Source organism: Pseudomonas sp. Leaf434, assembly GCF_001425545.1.
Classification (GTDB): domain Bacteria; phylum Pseudomonadota; class Gammaproteobacteria; order Pseudomonadales; family Pseudomonadaceae; genus Aquipseudomonas; species Aquipseudomonas siliginis.
Genome location: NZ_LMQZ01000008.1, coordinates 489909 through 514416, shown reverse-complemented (window position 1 = coordinate 514416; position 24508 = coordinate 489909). Strand labels below are relative to the sequence as shown.

The 24508-nt window shown below is 60.2% G+C and carries 23 protein-coding genes; 13 read left to right on the top strand and 10 right to left on the bottom strand.

Annotated elements, in window-relative coordinates:
- The first annotated feature begins 81 nt into the window (after positions 1 to 81).
- Positions 82 to 390, top strand: coding sequence for a hypothetical protein (locus ASG55_RS27070; RefSeq protein WP_172834003.1), 309 nt, complete (start codon positions 82 to 84; stop codon positions 388 to 390).
- A 59-nt stretch (positions 391 to 449) separates the two neighbouring features.
- On the opposite strand, the gene ASG55_RS17170 is transcribed toward ASG55_RS27070, so the two are convergent.
- Both ASG55_RS17170 and moaB read right to left on the bottom strand, forming a co-directional pair.
- Positions 450 to 1676, bottom strand: coding sequence for a molybdopterin molybdotransferase MoeA (locus ASG55_RS17170; RefSeq protein WP_056788519.1), 1227 nt, complete (start codon positions 1674 to 1676; stop codon positions 450 to 452).
- The gene (gene moaB, locus ASG55_RS17165; RefSeq protein WP_016770598.1) at positions 1660 to 2199 is read right to left on the bottom strand and encodes a molybdenum cofactor biosynthesis protein B; all 540 of its coding nucleotides are present in this window, start codon (positions 2197 to 2199) and stop codon (positions 1660 to 1662) included. The genes ASG55_RS17170 and moaB overlap by 17 nt, the downstream gene beginning before the upstream one ends.
- Positions 2200 to 2280: 81 nt before the next feature.
- Here moaB and mobA point away from each other — a divergent pair, with 81 nt between their 5' ends.
- Positions 2281 to 2883: a molybdenum cofactor guanylyltransferase MobA gene (gene mobA / locus ASG55_RS17160; protein ID WP_056788518.1), complete on the top strand. Its 603-nt coding sequence runs from the start codon at positions 2281 to 2283 to the stop codon at positions 2881 to 2883.
- A gap of 78 nt (positions 2884 to 2961) precedes the next feature.
- A complete protein-coding gene (locus ASG55_RS17155; RefSeq protein ID WP_016770600.1) occupies positions 2962 to 3183 on the top strand; it encodes a YgdI/YgdR family lipoprotein in 222 nt (73 codons plus the stop codon).
- A gap of 82 nt (positions 3184 to 3265) precedes the next feature.
- Here ASG55_RS17155 and ASG55_RS17150 read toward each other — a convergent pair whose 3' ends face one another.
- The 3 genes from ASG55_RS17150 to ASG55_RS17140 all read right to left on the bottom strand — a co-directional run bounded on the left by ASG55_RS17150 (position 3266) and on the right by ASG55_RS17140 (position 4894).
- Positions 3266 to 4156: a pseudouridine synthase gene (locus ASG55_RS17150; protein WP_056788516.1), complete on the bottom strand. Its 891-nt coding sequence runs from the start codon at positions 4154 to 4156 to the stop codon at positions 3266 to 3268.
- Between the two features lie 70 nt (positions 4157 to 4226).
- On the bottom strand, positions 4227 to 4544 hold the full coding sequence (locus tag ASG55_RS17145; protein WP_016770837.1) for a hypothetical protein: 318 nt from the start codon (positions 4542 to 4544) through the stop codon (positions 4227 to 4229).
- A 113-nt stretch (positions 4545 to 4657) separates the two neighbouring features.
- Positions 4658 to 4894, bottom strand: a complete 237-nt coding sequence (locus ASG55_RS17140; RefSeq protein ID WP_016770838.1) for a glutaredoxin family protein — start codon at positions 4892 to 4894, stop codon at positions 4658 to 4660.
- A 198-nt stretch (positions 4895 to 5092) separates the two neighbouring features.
- Between ASG55_RS17140 and ASG55_RS17135 the strand changes: the two genes are divergently transcribed.
- Positions 5093 to 6805: a cation:proton antiporter gene (locus tag ASG55_RS17135; protein ID WP_056788514.1), complete on the top strand. Its 1713-nt coding sequence runs from the start codon at positions 5093 to 5095 to the stop codon at positions 6803 to 6805.
- Here the strand turns inward: ASG55_RS17135 and ASG55_RS17130 are convergent.
- Positions 6802 to 8010, bottom strand: a complete 1209-nt coding sequence (locus ASG55_RS17130; protein ID WP_056788513.1) for an ammonium transporter — start codon at positions 8008 to 8010, stop codon at positions 6802 to 6804. The genes ASG55_RS17135 and ASG55_RS17130 overlap by 4 nt on opposite strands.
- A 301-nt stretch (positions 8011 to 8311) precedes the next feature.
- Here ASG55_RS17130 and ASG55_RS17125 point away from each other — a divergent pair, with 301 nt between their 5' ends.
- The 8 genes from ASG55_RS17125 (at position 8312) to ASG55_RS17090 (ending at position 19687) form a co-directional block, all read left to right on the top strand.
- On the top strand, positions 8312 to 8626 hold the full coding sequence (locus ASG55_RS17125; protein WP_016770842.1) for a DUF883 family protein: 315 nt from the start codon (positions 8312 to 8314) through the stop codon (positions 8624 to 8626).
- Positions 8627 to 8628: 2 nt separating this feature from the next.
- The gene (locus ASG55_RS17120; RefSeq protein ID WP_008079909.1) at positions 8629 to 9015 is read left to right on the top strand and encodes a phage holin family protein; all 387 of its coding nucleotides are present in this window, start codon (positions 8629 to 8631) and stop codon (positions 9013 to 9015) included.
- On the top strand, positions 9012 to 9350 hold the full coding sequence (locus ASG55_RS17115; RefSeq protein ID WP_041478436.1) for a hypothetical protein: 339 nt from the start codon (positions 9012 to 9014) through the stop codon (positions 9348 to 9350). Before ASG55_RS17120 ends, ASG55_RS17115 begins: the two co-directional genes overlap by 4 nt.
- A 120-nt stretch (positions 9351 to 9470) precedes the next feature.
- Positions 9471 to 10634 carry an EAL domain-containing protein gene (locus ASG55_RS17110; RefSeq protein ID WP_041478435.1) on the top strand — a complete coding sequence of 388 codons (1164 nt, stop codon included), beginning with the start codon at positions 9471 to 9473 and terminating at the stop codon, positions 10632 to 10634.
- Positions 10635 to 10703: 69 nt separating this feature from the next.
- Positions 10704 to 12032 carry a deoxyguanosinetriphosphate triphosphohydrolase gene (locus ASG55_RS17105; protein WP_016770846.1) on the top strand — a complete coding sequence of 443 codons (1329 nt, stop codon included), beginning with the start codon at positions 10704 to 10706 and terminating at the stop codon, positions 12030 to 12032.
- A 380-nt stretch (positions 12033 to 12412) separates the two neighbouring features.
- A complete protein-coding gene (locus tag ASG55_RS17100) occupies positions 12413 to 13039 on the top strand; it encodes a response regulator transcription factor (RefSeq protein WP_041478434.1) in 627 nt (208 codons plus the stop codon).
- Between the two features lie 8 nt (positions 13040 to 13047).
- On the top strand, positions 13048 to 16692 hold the full coding sequence (locus ASG55_RS17095; protein WP_056788511.1) for a transporter substrate-binding domain-containing protein: 3645 nt from the start codon (positions 13048 to 13050) through the stop codon (positions 16690 to 16692).
- 49 nt (positions 16693 to 16741) lie between these two features.
- A complete protein-coding gene (locus tag ASG55_RS17090) occupies positions 16742 to 19687 on the top strand; it encodes an HD domain-containing phosphohydrolase (RefSeq protein WP_056788509.1) in 2946 nt (981 codons plus the stop codon).
- Here the strand turns inward: ASG55_RS17090 and ASG55_RS17085 are convergent, their stop codons facing one another.
- Entirely contained in the window at positions 19688 to 20170 is a 483-nt protein-coding gene (locus ASG55_RS17085) for a GAF domain-containing protein (RefSeq protein ID WP_056788507.1), read from the bottom strand.
- Complete coding sequence (locus tag ASG55_RS17080; RefSeq protein ID WP_041478431.1) at positions 20167 to 21057, bottom strand: ATP-binding protein; 891 nt, start codon at positions 21055 to 21057, stop codon at positions 20167 to 20169. Before ASG55_RS17080 ends, ASG55_RS17085 begins: the two co-directional genes overlap by 4 nt.
- 165 nt (positions 21058 to 21222) lie before the next feature.
- Here ASG55_RS17080 and ASG55_RS17075 point away from each other — a divergent pair, with 165 nt between their 5' ends.
- Positions 21223 to 23544 (top strand): hybrid sensor histidine kinase/response regulator, encoded by a 2322-nt coding sequence (locus ASG55_RS17075; RefSeq protein WP_056788504.1) that lies wholly within the window; start codon positions 21223 to 21225, stop codon positions 23542 to 23544.
- On the opposite strand, the gene ASG55_RS17070 is transcribed toward ASG55_RS17075, so the two are convergent.
- Together ASG55_RS17070 and ASG55_RS17065 are read right to left on the bottom strand one after the other, a co-directional pair.
- On the bottom strand, positions 23531 to 23986 hold the full coding sequence (locus tag ASG55_RS17070) for a MarR family winged helix-turn-helix transcriptional regulator (RefSeq protein ID WP_056788501.1): 456 nt from the start codon (positions 23984 to 23986) through the stop codon (positions 23531 to 23533). The two genes, ASG55_RS17075 and ASG55_RS17070, sit on opposite strands and share 14 nt — an antisense overlap.
- On the bottom strand, positions 23983 to 24468 hold the full coding sequence (locus tag ASG55_RS17065) for a glutathione peroxidase (RefSeq protein ID WP_056788500.1): 486 nt from the start codon (positions 24466 to 24468) through the stop codon (positions 23983 to 23985). Before ASG55_RS17065 ends, ASG55_RS17070 begins: the two co-directional genes overlap by 4 nt.
- Positions 24469 to 24508 lie beyond the last annotated feature (40 nt).

Sequence of the window (24508 nt, the reverse complement as noted above, 5' to 3'; positions counted from 1 at the left end):
GATACCCCCCGATTTATTTCCATGAATCGAGCAATGGCAAAACCAGCAAGCGTGCAGTTGATACGATCGGCGAGAACTTCCATGCACAACCATGAAACCAAGGCACCGGTGAGCCCGGTCGCCGCTCTCGCCGAAAGTCGTGCCAGCAAGAAACCAGACTTCTGTAACAGCGCCAAGACCCCTGGAGAGTTTGATATGGAACCCCGAGTCAGCGAGCTGGAGACTCACTTCAAATACATGCGCCGCGATATGGACGAAGTGCTCAATGATGTCCGGACGATCAAACACCGCCTGGCGTATTCGGCGGGTGCCACCGCTGTCATCCTCGGACTGCTGGGATGGGTGGCCAACAGCCGATTCGACCAGTTGGTGACATTGATCAGCAACTGACCGAATCATTCGTTGCACGCGCCGTGCGTATCAGCCGACGCGTGCATGGGCGAGATGCTCTACCCCAGAAGGTCACTGAGGGGAATGAAGCTCACTTCATCACCCTCGCTCAGCGTGCGGCCTTCTCGGATTTCCACCAATCCGTCGGCCCACGCCGCGCTACGCAGCACACCCGAACTCTGGTTGCGGTAAATGATCGCCCGCCCCTGCTCCAAGCGCCCGCGCAGATATTCACGACGGTTGCCGGCCACCGGCCAGACAAAGCCTGCTGGCACTGCAAACTTGAGCGGCTCGACATCTTGCACACCCAGGCGTCGCAACAGATAAGGCCGCGTCAGCAAGGCGAACGTCACCAGCGTAGAGGCGGGATTGCCGGGCAGGCCAATCACCGGCACGTTGCGGAAATGACCGAACGTCAACGGTTTTCCAGGCTTGATGGCCAGCTTCCACAAGGCCAGTTCGCCTTTCTCTCGCAAGGCAATGCCGAGAAAATCCGCTTCACCGACCGAGACACCGCCAGTAGACAGAATCAGATCGACATTTTGCAGCTCGCCCAGCCGCGCCCGCGTCGCGGGTAGATCGTCCGGAAGAATTCCGCCATCGATGACTTCGCAGCCCAGACGCTGCAGCCAGCTGCACAGAAGTACGCGATTGCTGTTGTAGATCTGGCCCGGCCCCAATGCCTGACCGGGTTCAACCAGTTCGTCCCCAGTGGACAGAACCGCGACCCGCGGCTTGCGCACGACGTTAACCCCGGCACAGCCAAGCGAAGCAGCCAGGCCTTGCTCAATCGGTCCGAGCCGGGTTCCAGCTTGCAGCACCAATTCACCGACCGTGGTTTCCTGGCCCTGCGGACGAATGTTCTGCCCGGCCTTCAAAGGCTCAAGAAAGCGCACTCGGCCGTCGGCCTGAACTTCGGCGTTTTCCTGCATCTCGACACAGTCAGCGCCCGCCGGTAACGGCGCCCCGGTAAAGATGCGTGCGCAGGTACCTGGTTCCAACGACTGCGGAGATTGCCCGGCAAACACCTTTTGACTGACCGGCAGCGGCTCGCCCTGCCAATCAGCCAGGTTCAAGGCGTAGCCGTCCATGGCGCTGTTCGGCCACGGCGGCAGATCCAGCGTCGAGATCAGATCTTCAGCCAGCACCCGCCCTTCGACTTGAGACAGCGGCAAGTATTCGCGCTCGACAATGCGCGACGCATCGGCCATGGCCAGCAAACGCTCGAGCGCCGTTTCGACAGGCAGCAGACTGCCGGTCTTGCCCGGCTTACCCACGGGATTCACACGGCGCCGCCTGCTTCAGGTGGGTGACGAAGTTGCACGGACGATGACGGGCGTCCAGTTGCTCAGCGAGAATGCCGTCCCAGCCGGTGCGCACTGCATTGGTCGAACCCGGCAGGCAGCACACCAGCGTGCCGTTGGCCAGACCAGCCAAGGCCCGGGACTGCACGGTCGAAGTGCCGATATCGGCCACGGAGATCTGGCGGAACAGTTCGCCGAATCCGTCGACCTGTTTGTCGAGCAGGCAAGCCACCGCTTCCGGCGTGCTGTCACGCCCGGTAAAGCCAGTGCCGCCGGTGATCAGCACAACCTGGACCACATCGTCGGCAATCCAATTGGCGACTTGCGCGCGAATTTTGTAGAGATCATCTTTAAGCAAAACACGCTCGGCCAGCGCGTGACCGGCCGCGATCAAGCGATCGACGAAGACCTGGCCGGAGGTATCGGTTTCCAGGGTTCGGGTATCGCTGACAGTCAGCACCGCAATATTGAGCGGCACGAAAGGTACATCAGCCTTGGCTTTCATAGGCTCTTCCAGTTGTAGGGGAAACAGCCCGGTGTTATATCACAGCGGCTCATTTTTCCGCCGCCCCTCTGGAGAGTCGTCATGCCCTCGAACAAGCCGTTGCCACCCTGCTCCGTCCTGCTTCTGGCCGGTGGACGCGGTCAACGCATGGGCGGTCAGGACAAGGGCCTCATCGAGTGGCTGGGCGAGCCGTTGATCGCGCATCTCCAGCGCAAGGTACGGCCGCTGACCGACGATCTGATCATCTCGTGCAACCGCAATCGCGAGCGTTATGCCGGGTTTGCCGATCAGTTGGTAATGGATGATGAAGGCGATTTCCCCGGGCCGCTGGCCGGTATTCGTGCTGGACTGAAAGCGGCGCGCCATGCGCATTTGCTGGTGTTGCCATGCGATGTGCCGCGAATCGACACGGCGTTGCTGGAAGCCATGCTGACCACTGCCGATCTGCAACGTGAAAAACCTTTAATGCTGCGCCACGGCGAGCACTGGGAACCGCTGTTGTGCGTGATTCCGGTGGCGCTGTTGCCAGCGTTCGAAGCAGCCTGGAATGCAGGCGAGCGCAGCCCGGGCAGGGTGATGCGCAGTCTCGGCGCCGTCGCATTGCAATGCCCTGACAACGACCCGCGACTGGCCAACCTCAACACCCCCGAATTGTTACATCTGCACAACACTGTGTCAGACTGACACTATCCAAGGAACTCTCACGCCTTGTTTACGTCTCAAGCTCAGTAACCAGAAGATTTCCCATTCGGAGACACACTCATGACTCAACGGACCCTCGCCACTTTCATGCTCGCACTGGGCCTGGCAACCCTCGCCGGTTGCTCCTCGCCGACAGTGATCACCTTGAATGACGGTCGCGAAATCCAGGCCGTCGACACCCCGAAATACGATGATGATTCGGGCTTCTACGAGTTCCAGCAGCTGGACGGCAAAGAGACCCGCATCAACAAGGATCAGGTTCGTACCGTTAAAGAGCTGTAAGGCTCCGCGTCGTTACCGGATACAGAAAAGCCCGCATTGTCATGCGGGCTTTTTCATGGGCGCTCGGAAAGCAGTTTCAGCATTACCACTGCAAGGTGATTCGACTCTCGAACTCCCGCAATTCCCCGGTCACCGGGTCAATGAAGCGCAGGCCCTGCGCAAGCAGCTTCAACGGATTGGCGTAGTCGTCCTCGACATCTTTCAACACAGTCGGATAAAACGGATCGTTGCAAATACTCGCTCCCAGCGCCGTCATGTGCACCCGCAACTGATGCTTCTTGCCCGTCACGGGATACAGGCCATAGCGCCACAGATCACCATTTTTCTCACGCACCTCGACCGCCGTTTCGGTATTGCTGGCGCCAGGCCCTTCTTGCATGCGGAAAAACGGCTCGCCATCGACCAACCGGCTCTTGTGCACCAAAGGGAAATTCAACTCGGGCAGCGCCGGGGCGATCGCTTCATAGCGCTTGTCGATCTGCCGCGTCGGGAACAACGACTGATAGGCCGAGCGGGTTTGCGGGTTGGCCGAGAAGATCACCAGACCTGCCGTGTGCCGGTCGATGCGGTGCAGCGGCACCAGATGCGGATTGTCCAGCCGACGGATCAGCCGGCGTAGCAGGGTTTGTTCGACATATTCCCCGGCCGGGGTTACTGGCAGAAAATGAGGTTTGTCGGCCACTACCAGATGTTCGTCAGCGTAGAGAATCGACTCGAGCACCGGAATCGGCTTCTCGTCCGGCACTTCGCGAAAGTAGTGAATGCGCAGACCTTCCCTGTACGGCAAGTCCAGCGCAATCGGCTGGCCCTGCGCATCCAGCACCCGCCCGCGAGCGATCCGGTCGAGCCATTGTTCGCGGCCGATGGCGCTGAAGTGCTCGCACAGGCAATCGAGTACCGTCAGCCAGGGACCGGGCGGCAAATACAAGGTGCTGGCCTGATTGTGCGCAGCGGAAAATACGGGGCTGGTCATACGAAACAGAAATCCTCAATGCAGGCCGGCATTATCCAACAGTGAGGCAAAGCCACCTAGCGCAGTTTCATCAGGCCGGAATCGACTTGAGGGCCGCCGCTTCGGTGAACTCCTTCAGCCAGCGCAACACATCGACCGCCTCCCAGCGACCCGGATCGTACAAGGCATACAGCAGGCCCTGATAACCGACCACATCCAGTTGCTTGTGATACCCGGCGCGTTGAAACAGGGCTTCGATTTCGGCAAAGCAGGTGTTGAAATGCAGCTTGTTGAACGGCGTCTTGCCTTCCGTGACCAGCCCGTCCAGGCGCAATTCGAGGACGGCCTCGCGCACCACGTCGACCGACATCCGGTTAACGCTGCTCTTCAACTGTTCGACATTGACCACGGTTCATCCCTCTGACTCGATTGCTGTATGGACATACAGTAACCGAAGAAGTCAGCGAGCGCCAACGCAAGGATGTATCGCTGCGACCAGCGGAAGAACGGTAGTAAACCCCATCATCGTAAAAACGCCGCGATTTCATCGCCACTGAACGGCCAATCCAGCTCCGCGCCAGTGTCAACGCGCCGCAGTACCGGGATGCGCAAGCTGTATTTTTCGAACCACGATTCGTCTTCGGCAATGTCCACCAGTTCAACCAGCAGACCATGCTCGACGAAGGGCATCAGCTCGGCTTCGGCGACTTCACACAGGTGACACCCGAGGGTGCCGAACAGTTGACATTCAGGAGGCATGACGGCATTACCGGAAAACAAGTGAGCCCATTCTAGGACGCCACTAAACCCTCGTCGACCCAGCGCCGCTCAAAGGACCCAGCGCTCCCGGCGCAAAATCCTGACGCAAATCATTCAGCGCAAATTGCAAATGCGTCATCCTCGCGGACTTTTTGCCTCTACGCTTCAGAGGCCAACGCCCTGACAGCGGAGTGTCCCGTGTTTGCAAATCTGTTGATCATCCTCGCCTCATCCCTGGTGGTGATTGCCCTGTTCCGGCGCCTGCGACTGCCGCCGGTACTGGGTTACCTGTGCGTGGGATTACTGGTCGGGCCGAACGCATTCGACTGGGTCAACGAGAGCGAACATCTGCCGGATGTCGCCGAGCTGGGCGTGGTGTTTCTGCTGTTCTCCCTGGGCCTGGAGTTCTCCCTGTCGAAGATGATTGCGCTGCGTCAGGTGGTGTTTCGCCTCGGCAGTCAGCAAGTGCTGATCAGCGCAGCGCTGCTCGGCACCCTGTTGATGGGCCTGGGCATGCCGCTGATGCCGGTGCTGTTGCTCGGTGCCGGATTATCGCTGTCATCCACGGCGATCGTGACCAAGGAGCTGGGCAGTCTTGGTGAAGTGTTCAGCAGCCACGGCCAGAACGCGGTCGGCGTGTTGCTGTTTCAGGACGTTGTCGCGGTATTGCTGCTGACACTGGTTCCGGTCTTCGCCGGCACCAGCGAGCAGGCCTGGTATTGGGCCTTGCCGTTGACCCTGGGCAAAACCTTGGTGCTGTTCTTCGGCCTGCTGCTCGCCAGTCGCTGGTTATTGCCACGGCTGTTTCATGAAGTGGCGGCCTCGCGTTCGGCGGAGCTGTTCGTCCTGCTGGCGCTGGTGATCGTGCTGCTGACTGCCTGGCTCACGCACTTGCTGGGGCTGTCGCCTGCACTCGGCGCTTTCCTTGCCGGCATGTTGCTCGGGGAAAGCCATTACCGGCACCAGATCGAAGCTGACATCCGGCCCTTTCGCGACATTCTGCTCGGCGTGTTCTTCGTCAGCATCGGCATGCTCATCGACCTGCAACTGTTCGTCAGTCACAGCCTGTTGATCATCGGCCTGACGCTTGGCCTGATGCTGATCAAGGGCACCGTGGTCGCGCTGCTGGTGAAGTGGCGCGGCAGTGACAGCGAAACCGCGTGGCGCAGCGGTCTGGCCCTGGCCCAGGGCGGGGAGTTCTGTTTTGCCTTGATGGCGCAGATGCAGCAGAACAGTCTGTTGCCGGCCGAGCCGGGGGCGCTGCTGCTCGCGGCGACGTTCTGTTCGATGCTGCTCACGCCACTGCTGTTGCGTGCGGCGCCGCGCATTGCGGCCGTGCTGCACCGCAAGCCCAATCAGGAAGCGCAGATCGAACAGATCAGCGCGCTCAACGCCGACCTCGACCAGCACGTGGTGATCTGCGGCTACGGTCGCGTCGGCCAATCCATCGGCCGCTTCATGGGCAATGCGGGGCAAGCCTATGTTGCGCTGGACAACGATCCGGTGCGGGTGCAGGAAGCCGCATCCGCGGAAAGCGACGTGCATTACGGCGACTCGGCGCGTGGCGATCTGCTTACAGCCGTCGGCCTGTTGCGCGCCAGGCTGCTGGTGATTGCCGTGGATCAAAGTGATGTGGCGTTGCGCATTCTGCGTGAAGCCCGCCGCCTCAACCGACAGGTGCCGATTCTGGTACGCACCCGTGACGACAGCCAATCGGCGGAACTCAGAGCTGCCGGCGCCACCGAGGTGGTGCCGGAGCTTCTGGAGTCGAGCCTGATGCTCGCTTCACACGCGCTGATCATGCTTGGCCTGCCCGCGCACAAAGTGCAGGAGAAGGTCGATCAAGTGCGTATCGATCGCTATCGCCTGCTCCACGGTTTCTATCCCGGAGCCAATGATGAGGAAATCTAGTCCTGACTCACCGCGCCGATCTTGTGCAGCGACAGGTCGGCGCCGTAATACTCTTGTTCCTGACTCAGGCGCAGCCCATGCAATGCCTTGATCGCGCCGTAGACGACGAAGCCGCCGACCAGCGCCACCGCGACGCCAAGCGCAGTGCCGATCAACTGGCTGATCAGGCTGACGCCGCCCAGGCCACCCAGCGCAGACTGACCGAAGATGCCGCAGGCAATCCCGCCCCACACGCCACACAAACCATGCAACGGCCAGACACCCAAGACATCATCGATACGCCATTTGACTTGCGCAGCGGTAAAGCACCAGACAAACAAGGCTCCGGCAATCGCGCCCGTTACCAGCGCACCGACCGGATGCATCAGGTCGGATCCGGCACAAACCGCCACCAATCCCGCCAACGGACCGTTATGCAGAAAGCCCGGGTCATTGCGCCCAACGATCAACGCCGCGACGGTACCGCCGACCATGGCCATCAGCGAGTTGACCGCGACCAGGCCACTGACGCCTTGCAGCGTTTGCGCGCTCATCACGTTGAAGCCGAACCAGCCGACAATCAGGATCCACGAGCCCAGTGCGAGAAACGGAATGCTCGACGGCGCGAACGCGACCAGGCGCCCATCGCGATAGCGACCATTGCGCGGGCCGAGCAGCAGAACAGCGGCCAACGCCAGCCAACCGCCCACGGCATGCACCACCACCGAGCCGGCGAAATCATGGAATGCCGCGCCAAACTGCGCCGCCAGCCAGCCTTGCAAACCGAAGTTGCCGTTCCAGATCAGCCCTTCGAAGAACGGATAGATAAACGCCACGATCAGCGCCGTCGCGCACAACTGCGGGACAAACCGCGCGCGTTCGGCAATGCCGCCGGAAATGATCGCCGGGATCGCGGCAGCGAAGGTCAGCAGAAAGAAAAACTTCACCAGTCCATAGCCATGGTCAGCCGTGAGCACCGCCGCCGGTTGCATGAAGGTGACGCCATAGGAGATCCAATAGCCTATAAAGAAATAGGCCAGGGTCGAGACGGCGAAATCGCTGAGGATTTTCGCCAGCGCGTTGACCTGGTTCTTCTGCCGGACCGTGCCGACCTCCAGAAAGGCGAAACCGGCGTGCATCGCCAGTACCATCACCGCACCGATCAGAATGAACAACGTGTTGGAGCTGTGAACCAGCGTGTCCACAGCGCTTTGCAGATTTTCCATGAGGAGGCAGACCCAAGGCTAAAAGGCACCAAAGCGGTTCATGTGTGCATTTCATGCACCAAATTACGACTCATCAAATATCCAACGGCAGGGTTGATGAACTGATTTGGCGCATTTATCGATGTCCGATCACGAACTGCTAGTAAATTAATTAGAGTTTTTCTGCTGGGACGCCCGGCAACAGCGCACATATACCGAGCGACGCACCACGACACAGCAAAAGTTGTACCAGGCATTTGCACTGAACCTTCGCGCAAGGCTCATACTCGAACGCTTCAAAGCCACCTACGGAGATCCACCCATGGCCAGCATCAAGGCAAAGACTGCTCAAGAAATCCTGATGAACGACTTCCAGACTCTGGTCGCCGACACCGAACGCTTGCTCGAACACACCAAGACCCTCGCGGGTGATCAGGCCGATGAGCTGCGTGCCCAGATTCATGACAGCCTGCTGCGTGCCCGGGAAACCCTGAAGGTGACCGAAGACACCCTGCGTGAGCGCGGTCAGGCGGCCGTAACCGCTACTGAAGACTATGTGTCGGCCAACCCATGGCAGTCGGTGGGCATCGCTGCCGGCGTCGGCTTTCTGATCGGCCTGCTGGCAACTCGGCGCTGATCATGTCGATCGGTGAATCCGGCCCGACTGCGGGCACCGCCTCCTCCACGCGTCGCCTCGGCGCTGCCGTTCTGGGCCTGCTGCACAGTCATGTCGAACTGTTCGGCATCGAACTGCAGGAGCAGAAATCACGCACTGTCAGCCTGCTGCTGTTCGCCGGCCTGGCGCTGGTTTTTGCCCTGCTGTTGCTGGTAGGTCTGTCGACGCTGGTGATGATCATCTTCTGGGACACCTACCGCCTGGCGGCGATCATCGGCCTGTGCGTGTTTTACACGCTGGCGTCGATCTTCTGCGGTCTGCGCCTCAAAGCGGCGATTTTCGATGAGTCCTCGCCTTTCCACGGCACGCTCGAAGAGCTGGCCAACGACCGGGAGCGCCTGCTGCCATGAGCCTGCCTGAACTTCCGCACAACAGCTCGCGCCGGGAAATGCGCAAGGCGCTGATCCGTCTGCGCATGGAAATGCACCGTCAGGAAATCCGCCACGAAACCGCGCAAGTGCTGCAACCGTTGCAGCGCATGCGTGGCATGAAGCAGAACGTGCAGGATGGTTTCGGCATCAAGCATGCGCCGTTGTGGGGCGTGGCAGCGGTGACGCTGCTGGGTTTCCTCACCGGCAAAGGCTCGAAACGCAGCGGTGGTGGCGGTTTGACGCGACTGCTGCGTCTGGGCACGACGCTTGGGCCGCTGATCAGACTGGTCATGCACAGCTCGGGCAAACGCTGAAGCGCCCTTCTGGCTACATTCTTGCAATAGCGCCGGGATGAATCTCCTAATCGGAAGATTCCATCCCGCGTGCCTATCCGGCAAGCGCGGCCAAACCAAAAACAAGATTAAGGACTTGCCGTGATCGACGGGCAACCGCTCGCCTGTTTTCAGCCTTTCATCGATACCGCCACCGGCCGCATTGCAGGCGTCGAAGCATTGGGCCGCCTGCGTCAGAGCGATGGTCAACTGACCTCGGTCGGACCGTTGTTCGCCGATCCGCGCACGCCGGCCACTGCCTTGCGCCGTCTCGACCGGCAAATCCGTGATCACGCCCTCAGCCGCCTGCATGAAGCGCCGGCCGAGTGGTTTCTCAGCCTGAACATGTCACCACGCTGGATCAGCCGCCTGCGCGCCGATCAAGCGCTGCCAAGTCTCAAACAACTGGCGCGACACGAGGTTGATCCGCAGCGCATCGTATTTGAAATCACCGAACTGGGTGGTAACAGCGAACGCCTGGCCCACGTGGTCGGGCGCTACCGTGACGCAGGGGCGAGAATCGCCATTGATGATTTCGGCGCAGGCTATTCGCAGCTGGATCGGGTGCTGGCCCTGCAACCGGACATTCTCAAGCTCGATATGCGCCTGTTTCAGGCTGCAGCCCTCGGCGGACCGAGCAGCGATGTGGTCAAGGCTCTCGCCCAGATGGCCGAGAAAACCGGCTGCTGGATCATCGCCGAAGGCGTCGAAACCGAAGCGCAGCTGAATTTCGCGCTGGAGTGCGGCTCGCGCTATGTGCAGGGATTTCTCTTCGCCCGGGCACAAGAAGAATTCTTCGCTACCGATGCCTTCGTCGCGCATTTCGCGCAATTGCGGCAACGCTACGTGAAGCAGAAACTCAGCGAGCGCGGGCGGCTGATGCAAATGCGTCAGCAGCTCAGCGAACTGATGGCGATTCTGCAGCAATGGGCGCAGGCCCGCGCCCCGCTCAGTGCGTTGCCGCAATTGCAGGCGTTTCCCTGGCTGCTGCGCTTTTATCAGTGCGACCGCCACGGCACGCAACTGACTCCCAACCTCGAATGGCGCCATGACGGCTGGTTTGCCGATGACCGCTATCTGGGGCACAACTGGTCGTGGCGACCGTATTTCTATCATCTGCTGGCCGAAGGCTGGGAAGAACGCCGCCTGACCCTGTCGAACACCTATCGCGATGCCACCAGCAACCAGTATTGCCTGACTGCGGGGCAGTTTTTCGATAACGGTGAACGCTTGCTGTTGATCGATATCGACGCAGCAGGCCTGTAGTTCCGCTTGCAGGCGCGCAGCCGAACCGGGAAGCTAGGGCGATCAGTCACCAGACGGAGAGATTCAGCCTTGGATTGGCCAACCCTGCTCAACCGCGAACGCCTCGGCAAGCCGCTGCACAGCCCCCAAGAACTCGGCCGCAGCCCTTTTCACAAAGACCATGACCGCATCATTTTCTCCGGTGCCTTTCGCCGCCTCGGGCGCAAGACCCAAGTGCACCCGGTCACCAGCAACGATCACATTCATACCCGCCTGACCCACTCGCTGGAAGTCAGCTGCGTCGGCCGCTCGCTGGGCATGCGTGTCGGTGAAACCTTGCGCAGCGCGCTGCCAGACTGGTGCGACCCGGCCGACCTCGGCATGGTCGTGCAGTCGGCCTGCCTGGCCCATGACATCGGCAATCCGCCGTTTGGCCATTCCGGCGAAGACGCGATTCGCCACTGGTTTCAACAAGCCGCCGGACGTGGCTGGCTCGATGGCATGAGCGAGGCCGAGCGTGGTGATTTCCTCAATTTCGAAGGCAATGCTCAAGGCTTTCGCGTGCTGACGCAGCTGGAATATCACCAGTTCGACGGCGGCACACGCCTGACCTACGCGACGCTGGGCACCTACCTGAAGTATCCGTGGACCGCGCGCCACGCCGACTCCCTCGGCTACAAGAAACACAAATTCGGCTGCTACCAAAGCGAGCTGCCATTGCTCGAACAGATCGCGCACAAACTCGGTCTGCCGCAAATCGAAGACCAGCGCTGGGCACGCCATCCATTGGTGTACTTGATGGAGGCTGCCGATGACATCTGCTACGCGCTGATCGATCTCGAAGACGGTCTGGAAATGGAGCTGCTCGAATACGCCGAAGTCGAGTCACTGCTGCTCGGTCTGGTCGGCGACGATTTGCCGGAAACCTATCGCCAGCTCGGCCCGCAGGATTCCCGGCGGCGCAAACTGGCGATCCTGCGCGGCAAGGCCATCGAGCACCTGACCAACGCGGCAGCGCGAGCATTTGTCGAACAGCAGGATGCTCTGCTCGCCGGCACACTGCACGGCGATCTGGTCGAACACATGCACGGGCCGGCAAAGCGCTGCGTGTTGAACGCCAAGGACATCGCGCGCAAAAAAATCTTTCAGGACAAACGCAAGACCCTGCATGAGATCGGCGCGTACACGACACTGGAGATTCTGCTCAATTCGTTCTGCGGTGCCGCGCTGGAGCAGCACAACGGCCGCACGCCGTCGTTCAAGAGCCGGCGTATTCTCGATTTGCTCGGCAACAATGCGCCGGACCCTCAAGGTTCGCTGCACAGTTCGTTTCTGCGCATGATCGATTTCATCGCCGGCATGACCGACAGTTACGCCAGTGACATGGCACTGGAAATGACCGGCCGCTCAAGTCATTGATCGTCCCCCATCAGCCGGCCATTGGTCTGGCCGGCTGATGCCCGGTGAGTTTTCGCCACGAACGTTATACGCGTTCTTTAAACTGGTCAGACTGGATCGCACTGACCCAGGCAACCAAACAAAACGAACCGCACTTGTTAAACACAACTTTAAACACCAGTAAATAATTGGAGATCAATATTGGCTCTCGGATAATTTCCATCTTCGGCGAATTGAACGCTCGTGCTTCCTTACGCCAATCCTAATTTCAACGTAGTCCATTTCTTCATTACGCGTAGGATTAATCCGATAACGTAGTCGCGACACTACCAGTCCATGCGAGTGCTCATGCATCTGAGCTAAGGTGCGCGCTTTATTCATGCTTGCATGGGACTCTATTTATGAACTCCGTTTTTATTGTGGACGATCATCCGGTCATCCGCCTCGCCGTGCGAATGCTCCTGGAACATGAAGGCTACAAGGTCGTCGGTGAGACCGATAACGGTGTCGATGCCATGCAGATGGTCCGTGAATGCATGCCCGACCTGGTCATTCTCGATATCAGCATTCCCAAGCTGGACGGCCTCGAAGTGCTGGCCCGCTTCAACACCATGGGTTCCAATTTCAAGATTCTGATTCTGACGGCGCAGTGTCCTACGCTGTTCGGTATCCGCTGCATGCAATCCGGTGCATCGGGATATGTCTGCAAGCAGGAAGACTTGAGCGAGTTGGTCAGCGCAATCAAAGCGGTACTTTCCGGTTACAACTACTTCCCCAGTCAGGCACTTAATCCGGTGCGCAGCGATGACACTCGATATGCAGAACTTGAACTATTCAAATCCGTTAATGATCGCGAGCTGATGGTATTGCAGTTATTTGCACAAGGACGCACCAACAAGGAAATTGCCAAGGGCATGTTTCTGAGCAACAAGACCGTCAGCACTTATAAAAAGCGTCTGATGCAAAAACTCAAAGCCAGATCCCTTGTAGAACTTATCGAGATGGCCAAACGCAACGCACTCGTGTGAGACCCCACATGCCCAGCCGTCTGAAGGACTACCTGATCACCTTGAGCGCCGTTCTGTATCTGAGCGCCAATGCCTTCGCCTCGCCAAGCCCCTCACCCGACTATGCGTTGCTCAGCCGCTCGGCAACCGAGGCTGTCGGGATTGTCCTGCAATCGTCACAACGGCAATGGCTACAGACTCGCAGCGAACTGAAACTGGGTACCTCCGCACCTGATTACCCGCCATTCGACATGACCGTCAGTGGCCAGGACTACGAGGGACTGACCGCCGATTACGCAGGGATTCTCGGTCAAGCCACCGGTTTGCCGATTCGCGTGCAACGCTTTCCCTCGCGCGAGGCTGCCATTCGCGCCTTGATCGATGGCCAGATCGACCTGCTTGGCACAGCCAACGGCTACGAAGCAGGCAATGCCAACCTCGCGCTCTCCACACCTTACGCGGTCGATCAGCCGGTACTGGTCACCCGCGAAGATGAAACCCGCTCGCTGACCGAAGGCCTCGCCGGCCTGCGCCTGAGCATGGTGTATCACTATTTGCCGCTGCCGGAGATCAAGGCGCTGTATCCCAAGGCGCTGATCACCTGCTATCCGTCCTATCAGAACGCAATCAACGCGGTGGCCTTCGACCAGGCCGATGTGTTTCTCGGCGACACCCTCTCCACCCATTACATGATCAACAAGGGCTATCTCAACAACGTTCGCATGGCCAACTTCGGCAAGCAGGAAGCCCATGGCTTCAGCTTCGCCGTGCGGCGCAGCAATCCGCAGTTGCTGGGCATCATCGACACAGTGCTCGCAGCGATCCCGCGCAGCCAGCGCGATGACATCGCCAAACGCTGGAGCGCCGGCAGCGACCTGCTGCTCACCGACAGCAAACTCCAGCTGACGGATCGTGAGGAGAACTGGCTCAAGCAGCATCCCGTCGTCAGCGTAGTGGTCAATGAAGCGTACGCACCGTTGACCTTCTTCGACAGCGCCGGCAATTTTCGCGGCATCAGTGCCGACCTGCTCGAACTGATTCGCTTGCGTACCGGCCTGCGTTTCGAAATCCAGCGCAGTCGCAACGATGCGGAAATGATCAGGCAGATCGACAATCACAAGGCCGATCTGATTGCCGCCCTGCTGCCCAGCGCCGAACGTGAAAAAAACCTGAATTTCAGTCGCCCCTACCTGGAAAACTCCTACGTGCTGCTGACCCGCAAAAGCGCCGACAGCCCGACCAACCTGGCCCAACTCAAAGGCAAGCGTCTGGCGATCGCCCAAGGCAATCCGCTGGTCGCCTACTTGCATGAGAATTTTCCGGGCATCGAACTGATCGAAACCCCCGACACCTTCAGCGCCGTGTCGATGCTGGCCGACAATCACGTCGACGGCGCGGTGAACTCGCTGGTAATCGCCAACTATTTCATCTCATCGCGCATATTCGATCGGCCATTGCAAATCACCACCACGATCGGCACCAGTCAGGCAGCCTTCTCGTTGGCGACCGCCCGTGACAACACCGAACTGGCCTCGATCATCAACAAGGCGCTGCTGAGCATCGCTCCCGAGGAGCTCGGCGTGATCAACGGTCGCTGGCGCGGTTACTCCACCGCCTCCCAGAACATCTGGCAAAACTATCAGCGGCTGTTCTATCAAGTAGTCGCGGCCGCCGGCCTGATCCTGCTGCTGTTACTGACCTGGAACGCCTACATGCGCCACCAGATCAAGCAACGTCAGGCTGCCGAACGCGCGCTGAACGATCAACTGGAGTTCATGCGCTCGCTGGTTAACGGCACACCACACCCGATTTACGTGCGAGATCGCCAGGGTCTGCTGCAAAGTTGCAACGACAGTTATCTCGAAGCCTTCAACGCCAGACGCGAGGACATCATCGGCAAAGGCGTCGTGCAAGGCACCCTGAGCAACGCGTTCGAGGCCGAGGCATTCCAGGCCGATTACCAGAGAGTCATTGCCGAAGGCATTCCCTTGATACTCGACCGGCCTCTGCACATCGGCAGCCGCCGCCTGACGATTTACCACTGGATACTTCCCTACCGCGACTCCAGCGGTGCCGTCCAGGGCATCATTGGCGGCTGGATCGATATCAGTGAACGCCGCCAATTGTTTGAAAAACTGCGTGCGGCCAAAGAACAGGCAGACGAGGCGAACCGGGCCAAAAGTACCTTCCTGGCAACCATGAGCCACGAGATCCGTACACCGATGAACGCCGTGATCGGCATGCTCGAACTGACCCTGCGACGCATCGATCCGCAGCACCCCGATCGCGCTTCGATCGACACGGCCTACCATTCGGCCAAGGATCTGCTCGGGCTGATCGGCGATATTCTCGACATCGCCCGTATCGAATCCGGACGCCTGAGCCTGTCTCCGGAGTGGATCAATCTGGTCGACACGGTGACCTCCGTTGCGCGCATCTTCGACGGCCTAGCGCGGCAGAAAAACCTTGCCTTGCAAGTCGTCTTCAACCCGCCGAACCCGGCTGTGGATGTGCATCTGGATCCGCTGCGCTTCAAGCAGGTGCTGTCCAACCTGGTCAGCAACGCTATAAAGTTCACCGAAAGCGGCCACGTGCGGATCACCCTCGACCTGATCCCGGCAGACGCTGCTGGGCGAACATTGATGCAGCTGACCGTGCAGGACAGCGGCTCAGGCATCAGCGCCGAAGATCAACAGCGCTTGTTCGAGCCATTCTCGCAGGCGGACAACGGCAGTCGACAGGCAAAAAACGGCGCTGGCCTGGGGCTGGTCATCAGTCGCAACCTGTGCGAAATGATGGGCGGACAACTGCAGTTGAGCAGCCAGCCCGGCATCGGCACTCAGGTTTGCATATCGCTGCCGCTGGACAGCCTGCCGGCAAAGGCGAATCCGCCGAAAAGCGAACCGTTGATCAAGCCTGCGACAACGCCGTTACATGTCCTGGTTGTCGACGACCATCCGGCCAACCGTTTGCTCATGTGTCAGCAACTGGAGTTTCTCGGTCATCGCTTCAGCATTGCCGAAGATGGCTGCAGCGGCCTCGAGCGGTGGAAGGCCGATCATTTCGATCTGGTGATCGTCGACTGCAACATGCCCTTGATGAACGGCTATGACATGACCCGTGGGATTCGCCAGCTTGAACTGCAAAACCACCGCCCGCCGTGCACCGTGCTGGGTTTCACCGCCAATGCCCAGCCCGAAGAAGTCCAGCGCTGCAAGCTCGCCGGCATGGACGACTGCCTGTTCAAACCGTTGAGTCTGACCTTGCTCGGACAATGGATCGACGGCATCACGCCGGCATCACCGGCCTCGGTCTTCGACCTGCAAAGTCTGAGCCTGCTGACCGGCAACAACCCCGGGCAAACCCGGCGCATGCTGGTGGAACTGCTCAAGAGCAGCCGTCTCGACCGCGAAGAACTGCTGAGGCTGTCGCCCGAGGATGATCGCGAAGCGCTGGCAGTGGTTGCGCACAAGATCAAGGGCGCAGCCCGCATCGCGCAGGCCTCGCGGTTGATCGAATGCTGCGATGAGCTCGAGGACGCCTGCCAGCGAGCGCTCGCGTCACAGGAGATTGCCCGTCGCTGGGCGGCAACCAGCCAAGCGATGCTCGAACTGGCGCAGGCCCTGCAACAGCAATTGACCCTGGCCGATCAAGGCACAGTGAGCGAGTCTTAACTATGCTTGGACGCTGAGCAGTGAGTTAAACATTCATGGAGAGCCTGCAATGCACAGCCCACTGCGCCCCGAGCAACGCCGGTTGCCGCTGCACGTGCACATCAGCGTCATGTTCACCTTTCTTTTATTGCTCACCGGCGTGGTGCTGGGCCTGTTCAATTACCACCAGACCACGCAGATCATCCTGTCGAGCAGCGAAAAGCTGTTTGACCGCATCGAGCAGGATGTACGCCTCGATCTGCAGGCAACCTATCAGCCGATCCGCAACCTGTTGAGCCTGCTGGCGGATACCCCGGCAGCCCAGGCTAGTGATCTGGAACAACGCCTGCCCTTGCTCAAACCCTTCAGCCAGTCGCTCACCGACAACCCGGCGCTGGCGTCGCTGTATCTGGGTTACGCCAATGGCGATTTCTTCATGGTGCGCGCGCTGCGTACTCCGGCTCTGAAGGCACAGCTTCAGGCGCCGGAAGCGGCGGCCTATCAAGTCTGGAGCATCGAGCATGCTCCACAAGGCGCCATACGCTCGCAATCATTGTTCTTTGATCAGGCCCTGACACCGATCAACCGCCGCGAGCATCCCCAAGAGCCGTACGATCCGCGCAGCCGGACCTGGTTCAGCGACGCCCTGCAACAGGCCGGGCAAATCACCACCGAGCCCTATGTATTTTTCTCGACCCACAATGTCGGCACCACGCTGGCCCGGCGCAGCGGCGAGAACGCGGTGATCGGCGCCGACCTGACCCTCGCTTCGCTGTCGACCGCCCTGGGCAAGCACCAGGTCACGCCTTCGACAGAGATCGCGCTGTACGACACCGACGGCAACGCCGTGGCTTACCCCGACAGCCATCGCCTGATCGTCGATGACCGCACTGCGCGGCTGGCCAGAGCGGCCGATCTCAGCCCTGAGCTGAACGCGCTGCTCAGCTCCGACAATATCGGCAAGCGTCTGCAAGTAAACGACCGGCAATGGATCGTCGCACGCACCGGCATCGAGGAAGGCGGGCCGAAAGGTCTGCAACTGGCGCTACTGGTGCCGGAAGACGAATTACTGGTGGATGCGTTCCGGATGCGCTGGCAAGGCGCGCTGATCACCCTGGCCATCCTGTTGCTGTGCCTGCCATTGGGCTGGGTGATTTCGCGGATTCTGGTCAAGCCGCTGCATGCCTTGGTCAAGGAAGCCGACGCGATCCGCAGCTTCGACTTCAGTTCTCCGCTGGCGCGCCGCTCGCCCGTACTGGAAGTCGATCAATTAAGCCTGTCGATGGCGCGGATGAAAGAAACCCTGGGCAGTTTCTTCCGCATCACCGACAGCCTGTGCGCCGAAACCCGGTTTGCCCCGCTGCTCGAACGCGTGCTGTTCGAAACCGTACAGATCGCTCAGGCGCAGGCCGGTCTGATCTACCTGCGCGAAGCCGACGGCGCGCGCATGGAACCTTATGGACTGGTGATTGATGGCGTGCCGCAGAAGCTGGAGGCGTTCGACATTCAAGGACGTGAGTTGCATAAAAACACCGGCCCGGCGTGGTTCGAGCAACTGGCCAGCGCCAACAATACCGTCAGCCATCTGGGCTTCGATCAGGCCGGCGACTTGCAGAAAATCCTCCTCGCCATGGAATCACCGCGCATTCACCTGATCGGCATCCGCCTGCACAACCAGCACGATGAAACCATCGGCCTGCTGATTCTGCTGGTCAATGACAGTGGTGAGCCGAGTGATCTGGAAAAGCTGCGGCCTGACCGAATTGCCTTCTTGCAGGCGGTGTCCGGCGCGGCGGCGGTGAGCATCGAAAGTCAGCGTCTGCAAGCGCGGCAGAAACAACTGCTCGACGCCTTCATCCAACTGCTGGCCAGCGCGATCGACGCCAAGAGCCCCTACACCGGCGGCCATTGCCAGCGGGTGCCGGAACTGACGTTGATGCTCGCCCAGGCTGCTGCGGCAAGCCAGGACCCGGCGTTCAGCGCTTACCAACCGAGCGAGGATGAATGGGAGGCGTTGCACATCGCCGCGTGGCTGCACGATTGCGGCAAGGTCACGACGCCGGAATACGTGGTCGACAAAGCCACCAAGCTCGAGACCATCAACGACCGCATCCACGAAATCCGCACCCGCTTCGAAGTGCTCAAGCGTGACGTGTGGATCAACTACTGGCAGACGCTGGCAAGCGGTGCAGACGAAGCGGCGCTGGCCCGCGACCGTGATAGTGAGTTGCTGATGCTCGACGACGACTTCGCCTTTGTCGCCCGCTGCAATCTCGGTGGCGAGGCCATGGCCGAGGCTGATCTGCAACGCCTTGACCAAGTGGCGCAACGCACCTGGCTGCGCACTCTCGATGATCGGCTCGGTGTGTCATGGGAAGAGAACCGCCGCCAGGCAAAAAAACCTGCACCAACGCTGCCCGTCAGTGAAACCCTGCTGGCCGACAAACCCGAGCATCTGATCGAACGCGACAAGAGCGAACTGATCCCCGAGGACAATCCCTGGGGCTTCAAACTCGATGTACCCGAGTACAAGTACAATCGCGGCGAGTTGTACAACCTGAAGATCGGCCGCGGCACGCTGACCCGCGAAGAGCGCTACATCATTAACCATCACATGGTGCAGACGATCATGATGCTCAGCCACCTGCCCTTCCCCGGTCACCTGGACAGCATTGCCGAGATCGCCGGCGGCCATCACGAAAAAATGGACGGCACCGGGTATCCGAAACGGCTGAAACGCGAGGAGATGAGCCTGCCGGCCAGGATGATGGCGATTGCCGATATTTTCGAAGCGCTGACCGCCGCCGATCGCCCTTACAAGAAAGCCAAGTCGCTGAGCGAGGCGCTGGGGATCATGGCGACCATGTGCCGTGAAGCGCATATCGATGCGCCGTTGTTCGGCCTGTTCATCAACGAAGGGGTGTACATGCAGTACGCAACGCGGTTTCTCGATCCCGCGCAAATCGACAGCGTGGATACGGCCAGCCTGTTGCACAAGGCTGGCCTCGGCGGTTGATCAGCAGTCGGTCAGGCGCAGGAAAATCGCCGCCAGTTGCTCGATGCCGGCCTGATCTTCGGCGCCGAAACGCGCCAGCTTCGGGCTGTCGAGGTCGAGCACGCCGATCAGGCGACCGTCCTTGACCAAGGGCACTACCAGTTCGCTGTTGGAAGCGCTGTCGCAGGCAATGTGGCCCGGGAAGGCATGTACATCCTCGACGCGCTGGGTTTGCAGGCTGGCAGCAGCGGCGCCGCAAACACCGCGCCCGAACGGGATGCGCACGCAAGCGATCTGGCCCTGAAACGGGCCGAGCACCAGCTCTTCGTTACGATTGAGGTAGAAACCGGCCCAGTTCAAATCATCGAGCTGGTTGAACAGGAACGCGGAAAACTGCGCGGCATTGGCGATGAAATCGCGTTCGTCCGCCAGTAGCGATTCCAGTTGTGCGGCCAACATACGGTAGCCTTCGAGGCCCTGGCCGCTTTGTTGCAAATCAATCATGCCTTGTGCTCCAGCAATTTCAGTCCCACCCAGTAGCGGGCGAATTGATACGCGCAACGTCCGTTGCGATTACCGCGGCCGGTGGCCCAGCGCACGGCGAGGATGTCCAGTGCTTCGTCGCGCTGCCAGCTCAGGCCGGCCTTGGCGGCCAACTGGCCGATCCAGTGCTCGACGACGTTGAGAAAATGTTCCTGGGTAAACGGGTAGAACGACAGCCACAGGCCGAAACGGTCGGACAGGGCGATCTTGTCTTCCACCGCTTCGCTCGGGTGCAGTTCGCCGTCGACGCGCTTCCAGTTTTCGTTGTCGCTTTCCTTTTCCGGCACCAGGTGGCGGCGGTTGGAAGTGGCGTACAACAAGACATTGTCGGGGGCCTGCTCGAGCGAACCGTCGAGCACGCTTTTCAGCACGCGGTAGTCGCCTTCGCCGGATTCGAACGACAGGTCATCGCAGAACAGTACGAAACGTTGCGGCAATTTGGCGACTTGCTCGACCACGCGTGGCAGGTCAGCCAAGTGATCGCGTTCGATCTCGATCAGACGCAGGCCGGCACCGGCGTGCTCGGCCAGCAACGCACGCACCAGCGAAGACTTGCCGGTACCGCGTGAACCCCAGAGCAAGGCGTGGTTGGCCGGCATGCCATCAAGAAATTGTTGTGTGTTGCGCCCCAACTGCTCCAACTGCCGGTCGACGCCGATCAGGTCGGACAGACGCATGTCGAGGCTGACTTCCAGCGGCAACAGGTAGCCGCTGCGACCGTCACGCTGCCAGCGCGCTGCCAGGCATGTGTTCCAGTCAATGACGGGGCGCGGTGCCGGCAACAGTGGTTCGATTCGCGCCAGAACCGACTCGGCGCGTTCAAGAAAAGCATTCAATCGGGAATCCACGTCTTCTCCTCGGGCACTTTCACAGTGATGATGACGATCCAGCGACGACACACAGATAAAATCGCCTCAGCAAGCCTTGTTACAAGGCGATTCGGGAACCTCGGTATCCCTGCATGATCGACTATGCTTGAGCAGCGAAGGGAAACGGAAGTGGTTCAACAACCCATGGATATCAAATTCACCCACCGGCTGTCTTACAAGCAAGCCAGGCTTACCGTGCTGGTCGGGTTCATTCTGGGCACCCTGCTCAGTCTGCTGCAGATCGGCATCGATTATGCCAGCGAAGACGCTTCCATCAACCGTGAAATCCTCGCGCTGCTGGAAATCAGCCACAATCCGGCCTCGCGCATCGCCTATAACATCGACGCCGAGCTCGCGCAGGAGCTCACCCTGGGCCTGCTGCGCTCGCCCGCGATCATCGCCGCGCAACTGATCGACAACAACGAGACCGTGCTGGCCAGCGTCAAACGCCCGGAACTGCAGAGCAGCTATCGGCTGATCAGCGACTTCCTGTTCGGCGCCAAGCGTCATTTCGAAGATCGTCTGTACCTCGACCACTTGCCCAACGAATCCCTCGGCGTTCTCAAGCTTGAAGTCGACACTTATGCCTTCGGCAGCCGCTTCCTGCGCCGTGCGGAAGTCACCCTGCTCAACGGTTTTGCCCGCAGCCTGCTGCTGACCGGGATCCTCCTGGCGCTGTTCTACGTGATGCTGACCAAGCCGTTGGTGCGGGTCATCCGTGAACTCAGCGGCCGCGACCCGCGCAGCGCCGAGCCGACCACGCTCGAGTGCCCGGCCGGCCACGGCAACGATGAAATCGGCGTGCTGGTCAAAGTCGCCAATCAGCAGTTCGAGAACATCGCCACCGAAATCCAGCAACGGCGCACCGCGGAAAATCGCCTGACCGAATACCTCGCGCAACTGGAAGACATCGTCTCGGCGCGCACCGCCGAACTCAAGGCAATCAACGCCCGCCTCAGCCAGTCCAACGAAGAACTGGAAGTGGCACGCCGTACTGCACTGGACATGGCCGAAGCGCGTTCGGCGTTTCTGGCCAACATGAGCCATGAAATCCGTACACCACTCAACGGTCTGCTGGGGATGATCGCGCTGTCACTGGACGGCCCGCTCAACGCCGAGCAGCAGCAACAACTGTCGATCGCCCACGACTCGGGCAAGGTGCTGGTGGAACTGCTCAACGATATTCTCGACCTGTCGAAATTCGACGCCGGGCAACTGGAGCTGGAAAACATCCCGTTCGACCTCGGCTCGCTGATCGAAGACACCGCCAACCTGCTCTCGCAGAACGCCGCGCCAAGCGTCGAGCTGACCTGTCTGATCGAGCCGCACTTCCCGGCGCTGGTGCTGGGCGACCCGACCCGGGTGCGGCAGATCGTCAGCAACCTGCTGTCCAACGCGCTGAAATTCACCCGCTTCGGTCGGGTCGATGTGCGTCTGTCGGCGTACAAGGGTGGCGTGCGCATCGAAGTCTGCGACACCGGCATAGGCATCGCCCAGGAAGCGCAGGTGAAAATCTTCCAGCCGTTCACCCAGGCCGGCGCCGGTATCACCCGTCAGTACGGCGGCACCGGGCTGGGACTGGCGCTGACGTACAACCTGTGCGAAGCGATGCAGGGTCGGCTGACCATCAGTTCCGAAAGCGGCTTCGGCAGCCAGTTCTGCGCCGAACTGCCACTGCCCTCTCACACCCGCGCGCTGCCGCCGATACCGTTACGCGGCAAGGTTCTCGCCATCACCGCTGCCAGCAGTGGTCTGGCGGAATTGCTGAAAAGCCTGTTGCCGGTGTGGGGCCTGGAATACACGCAGCGCACTATTGATGATTCGCTGCTGGGCCTGAGTCCGGATGTGCTGATCACCGATTGCCCGGAATGCCTGTTCGGTCTGCGCCCTAGCATCACCGCGCCGATTCTGCTGGTGACTGCTTACGGCAGTTTTCTGCCCAGCGAAGAAGCCGCCGCCCTCGCCCCCTTGCAGCAGCAAGCCCGGCCGCTGGCGCGCAACGCGCTGTACCAGCATCTGCGACGGATTCTGCAACCGGACGCAGCCACCCTCAACGAAGCACAAGCGGATGCCTTGCCGTCCGCGCGCCGGGGCAAGGTGCTGCTGGTCGAGGACAACCCGGTCAATCAACTGGTCGCCAAAGGCATGCTCGGCAAGCTTGGCTGCGATGTAGTGGTGGCGGGCCATGGTGCCGAGGCGCTGGATCAACTGGAGTTTGCCGATTTCGATCTGGTGCTGATGGATTGCAACATGCCGGTGATGGATGGCTATGAAGCCAGTCGGCAGATTCGCCAGAGCGGGCGCTGGCCGAGTCTGCCGATTGTCGCGCTGACCGCCAATGCCATGTCCGAGGAACGCGAACGTTGCCGCGCGGCCGGCATGAGCGACTATCTGGCCAAACCGTTTCGCCGCGAAGAACTCGCCGCGTTGCTTGATCAGTGGATGCCGACTACTAAAGCCCTTTGATCTGCCCGAGCAAGTGATCGAGGCCGGCGCGCAAATCATTGAGCCGGTCGAGATCTACGCCACTGTCGCAGAGCAGGCGCGCCTTGAGTGGCCCGACCTGCTCGCGCAGTGCTGTTCCGGCAGGCGTCAGGCTCAGGTGCATCTCGCGTTCATCCCGCGCCGAGCGCCGACGCTGGACCAGATCGCTCTGCTCCAGACGTTTGAGCAAAGGCGTCAACGTCCCCGAGTCCAGGGCCAGGCGTTCGCCCAAGGCCTTGACCGTCGGTTGCTCCGGCGCAGCATCCTGCCATTCCCACAGCACTAGCATCGCCAGGTACTGCGGGTACGTCAGGCCCAACTGATCGAGCATCGGCTTGTAGGCGCGAATCACCGCCCGCGAGGCCGCGTACAGCTTGAAGCACAACTGGCTGTCGAGCTTCAGCGAATCAACCGCCAGGCTCATTTCAGCAGAGCTTCGATCTCGCCGCTCAGGTCCTGCGGTTTGGTCGTCGGGGCGAAACGCTTGACCAACTGGCCGTCCTTGCCGATCAGGAACTTGGTGAAATTCCACTTGATGCCCTGCGAGCCGAGCAGGCCCGGGGCGCGCTTCTTCAACTGCACGAACAGCGGGTGAGCATCGGCGCCGTTGACGTCGATCTTCTTGAACAGCGGGAAGCTGACGCCGAAATTCAGTTCGCAGAATTCACTGATGGCGCCGTCATTGCCCGGCTCCTGTTTGCCGAACTGGTTGCACGGGAAACCCAATACCACCAGCCCTTGATCCTTGTAGGTTTGCCAGAGTTCTTCGAGGCCCTTGTATTGCGGAGTGAAGCCACACTTGCTCGCGGTATTGACCACCAGCACGGCTTTGCCGGCGAAATCGGCCAAGGTCTTTTGCTCACCCTTGATGGTGGTGCACGGGATATTCAGCAGGTTGTCGCTCATGGGTCGGCTCCGCAATGGTCAGGAAGGCGCAAACATAACG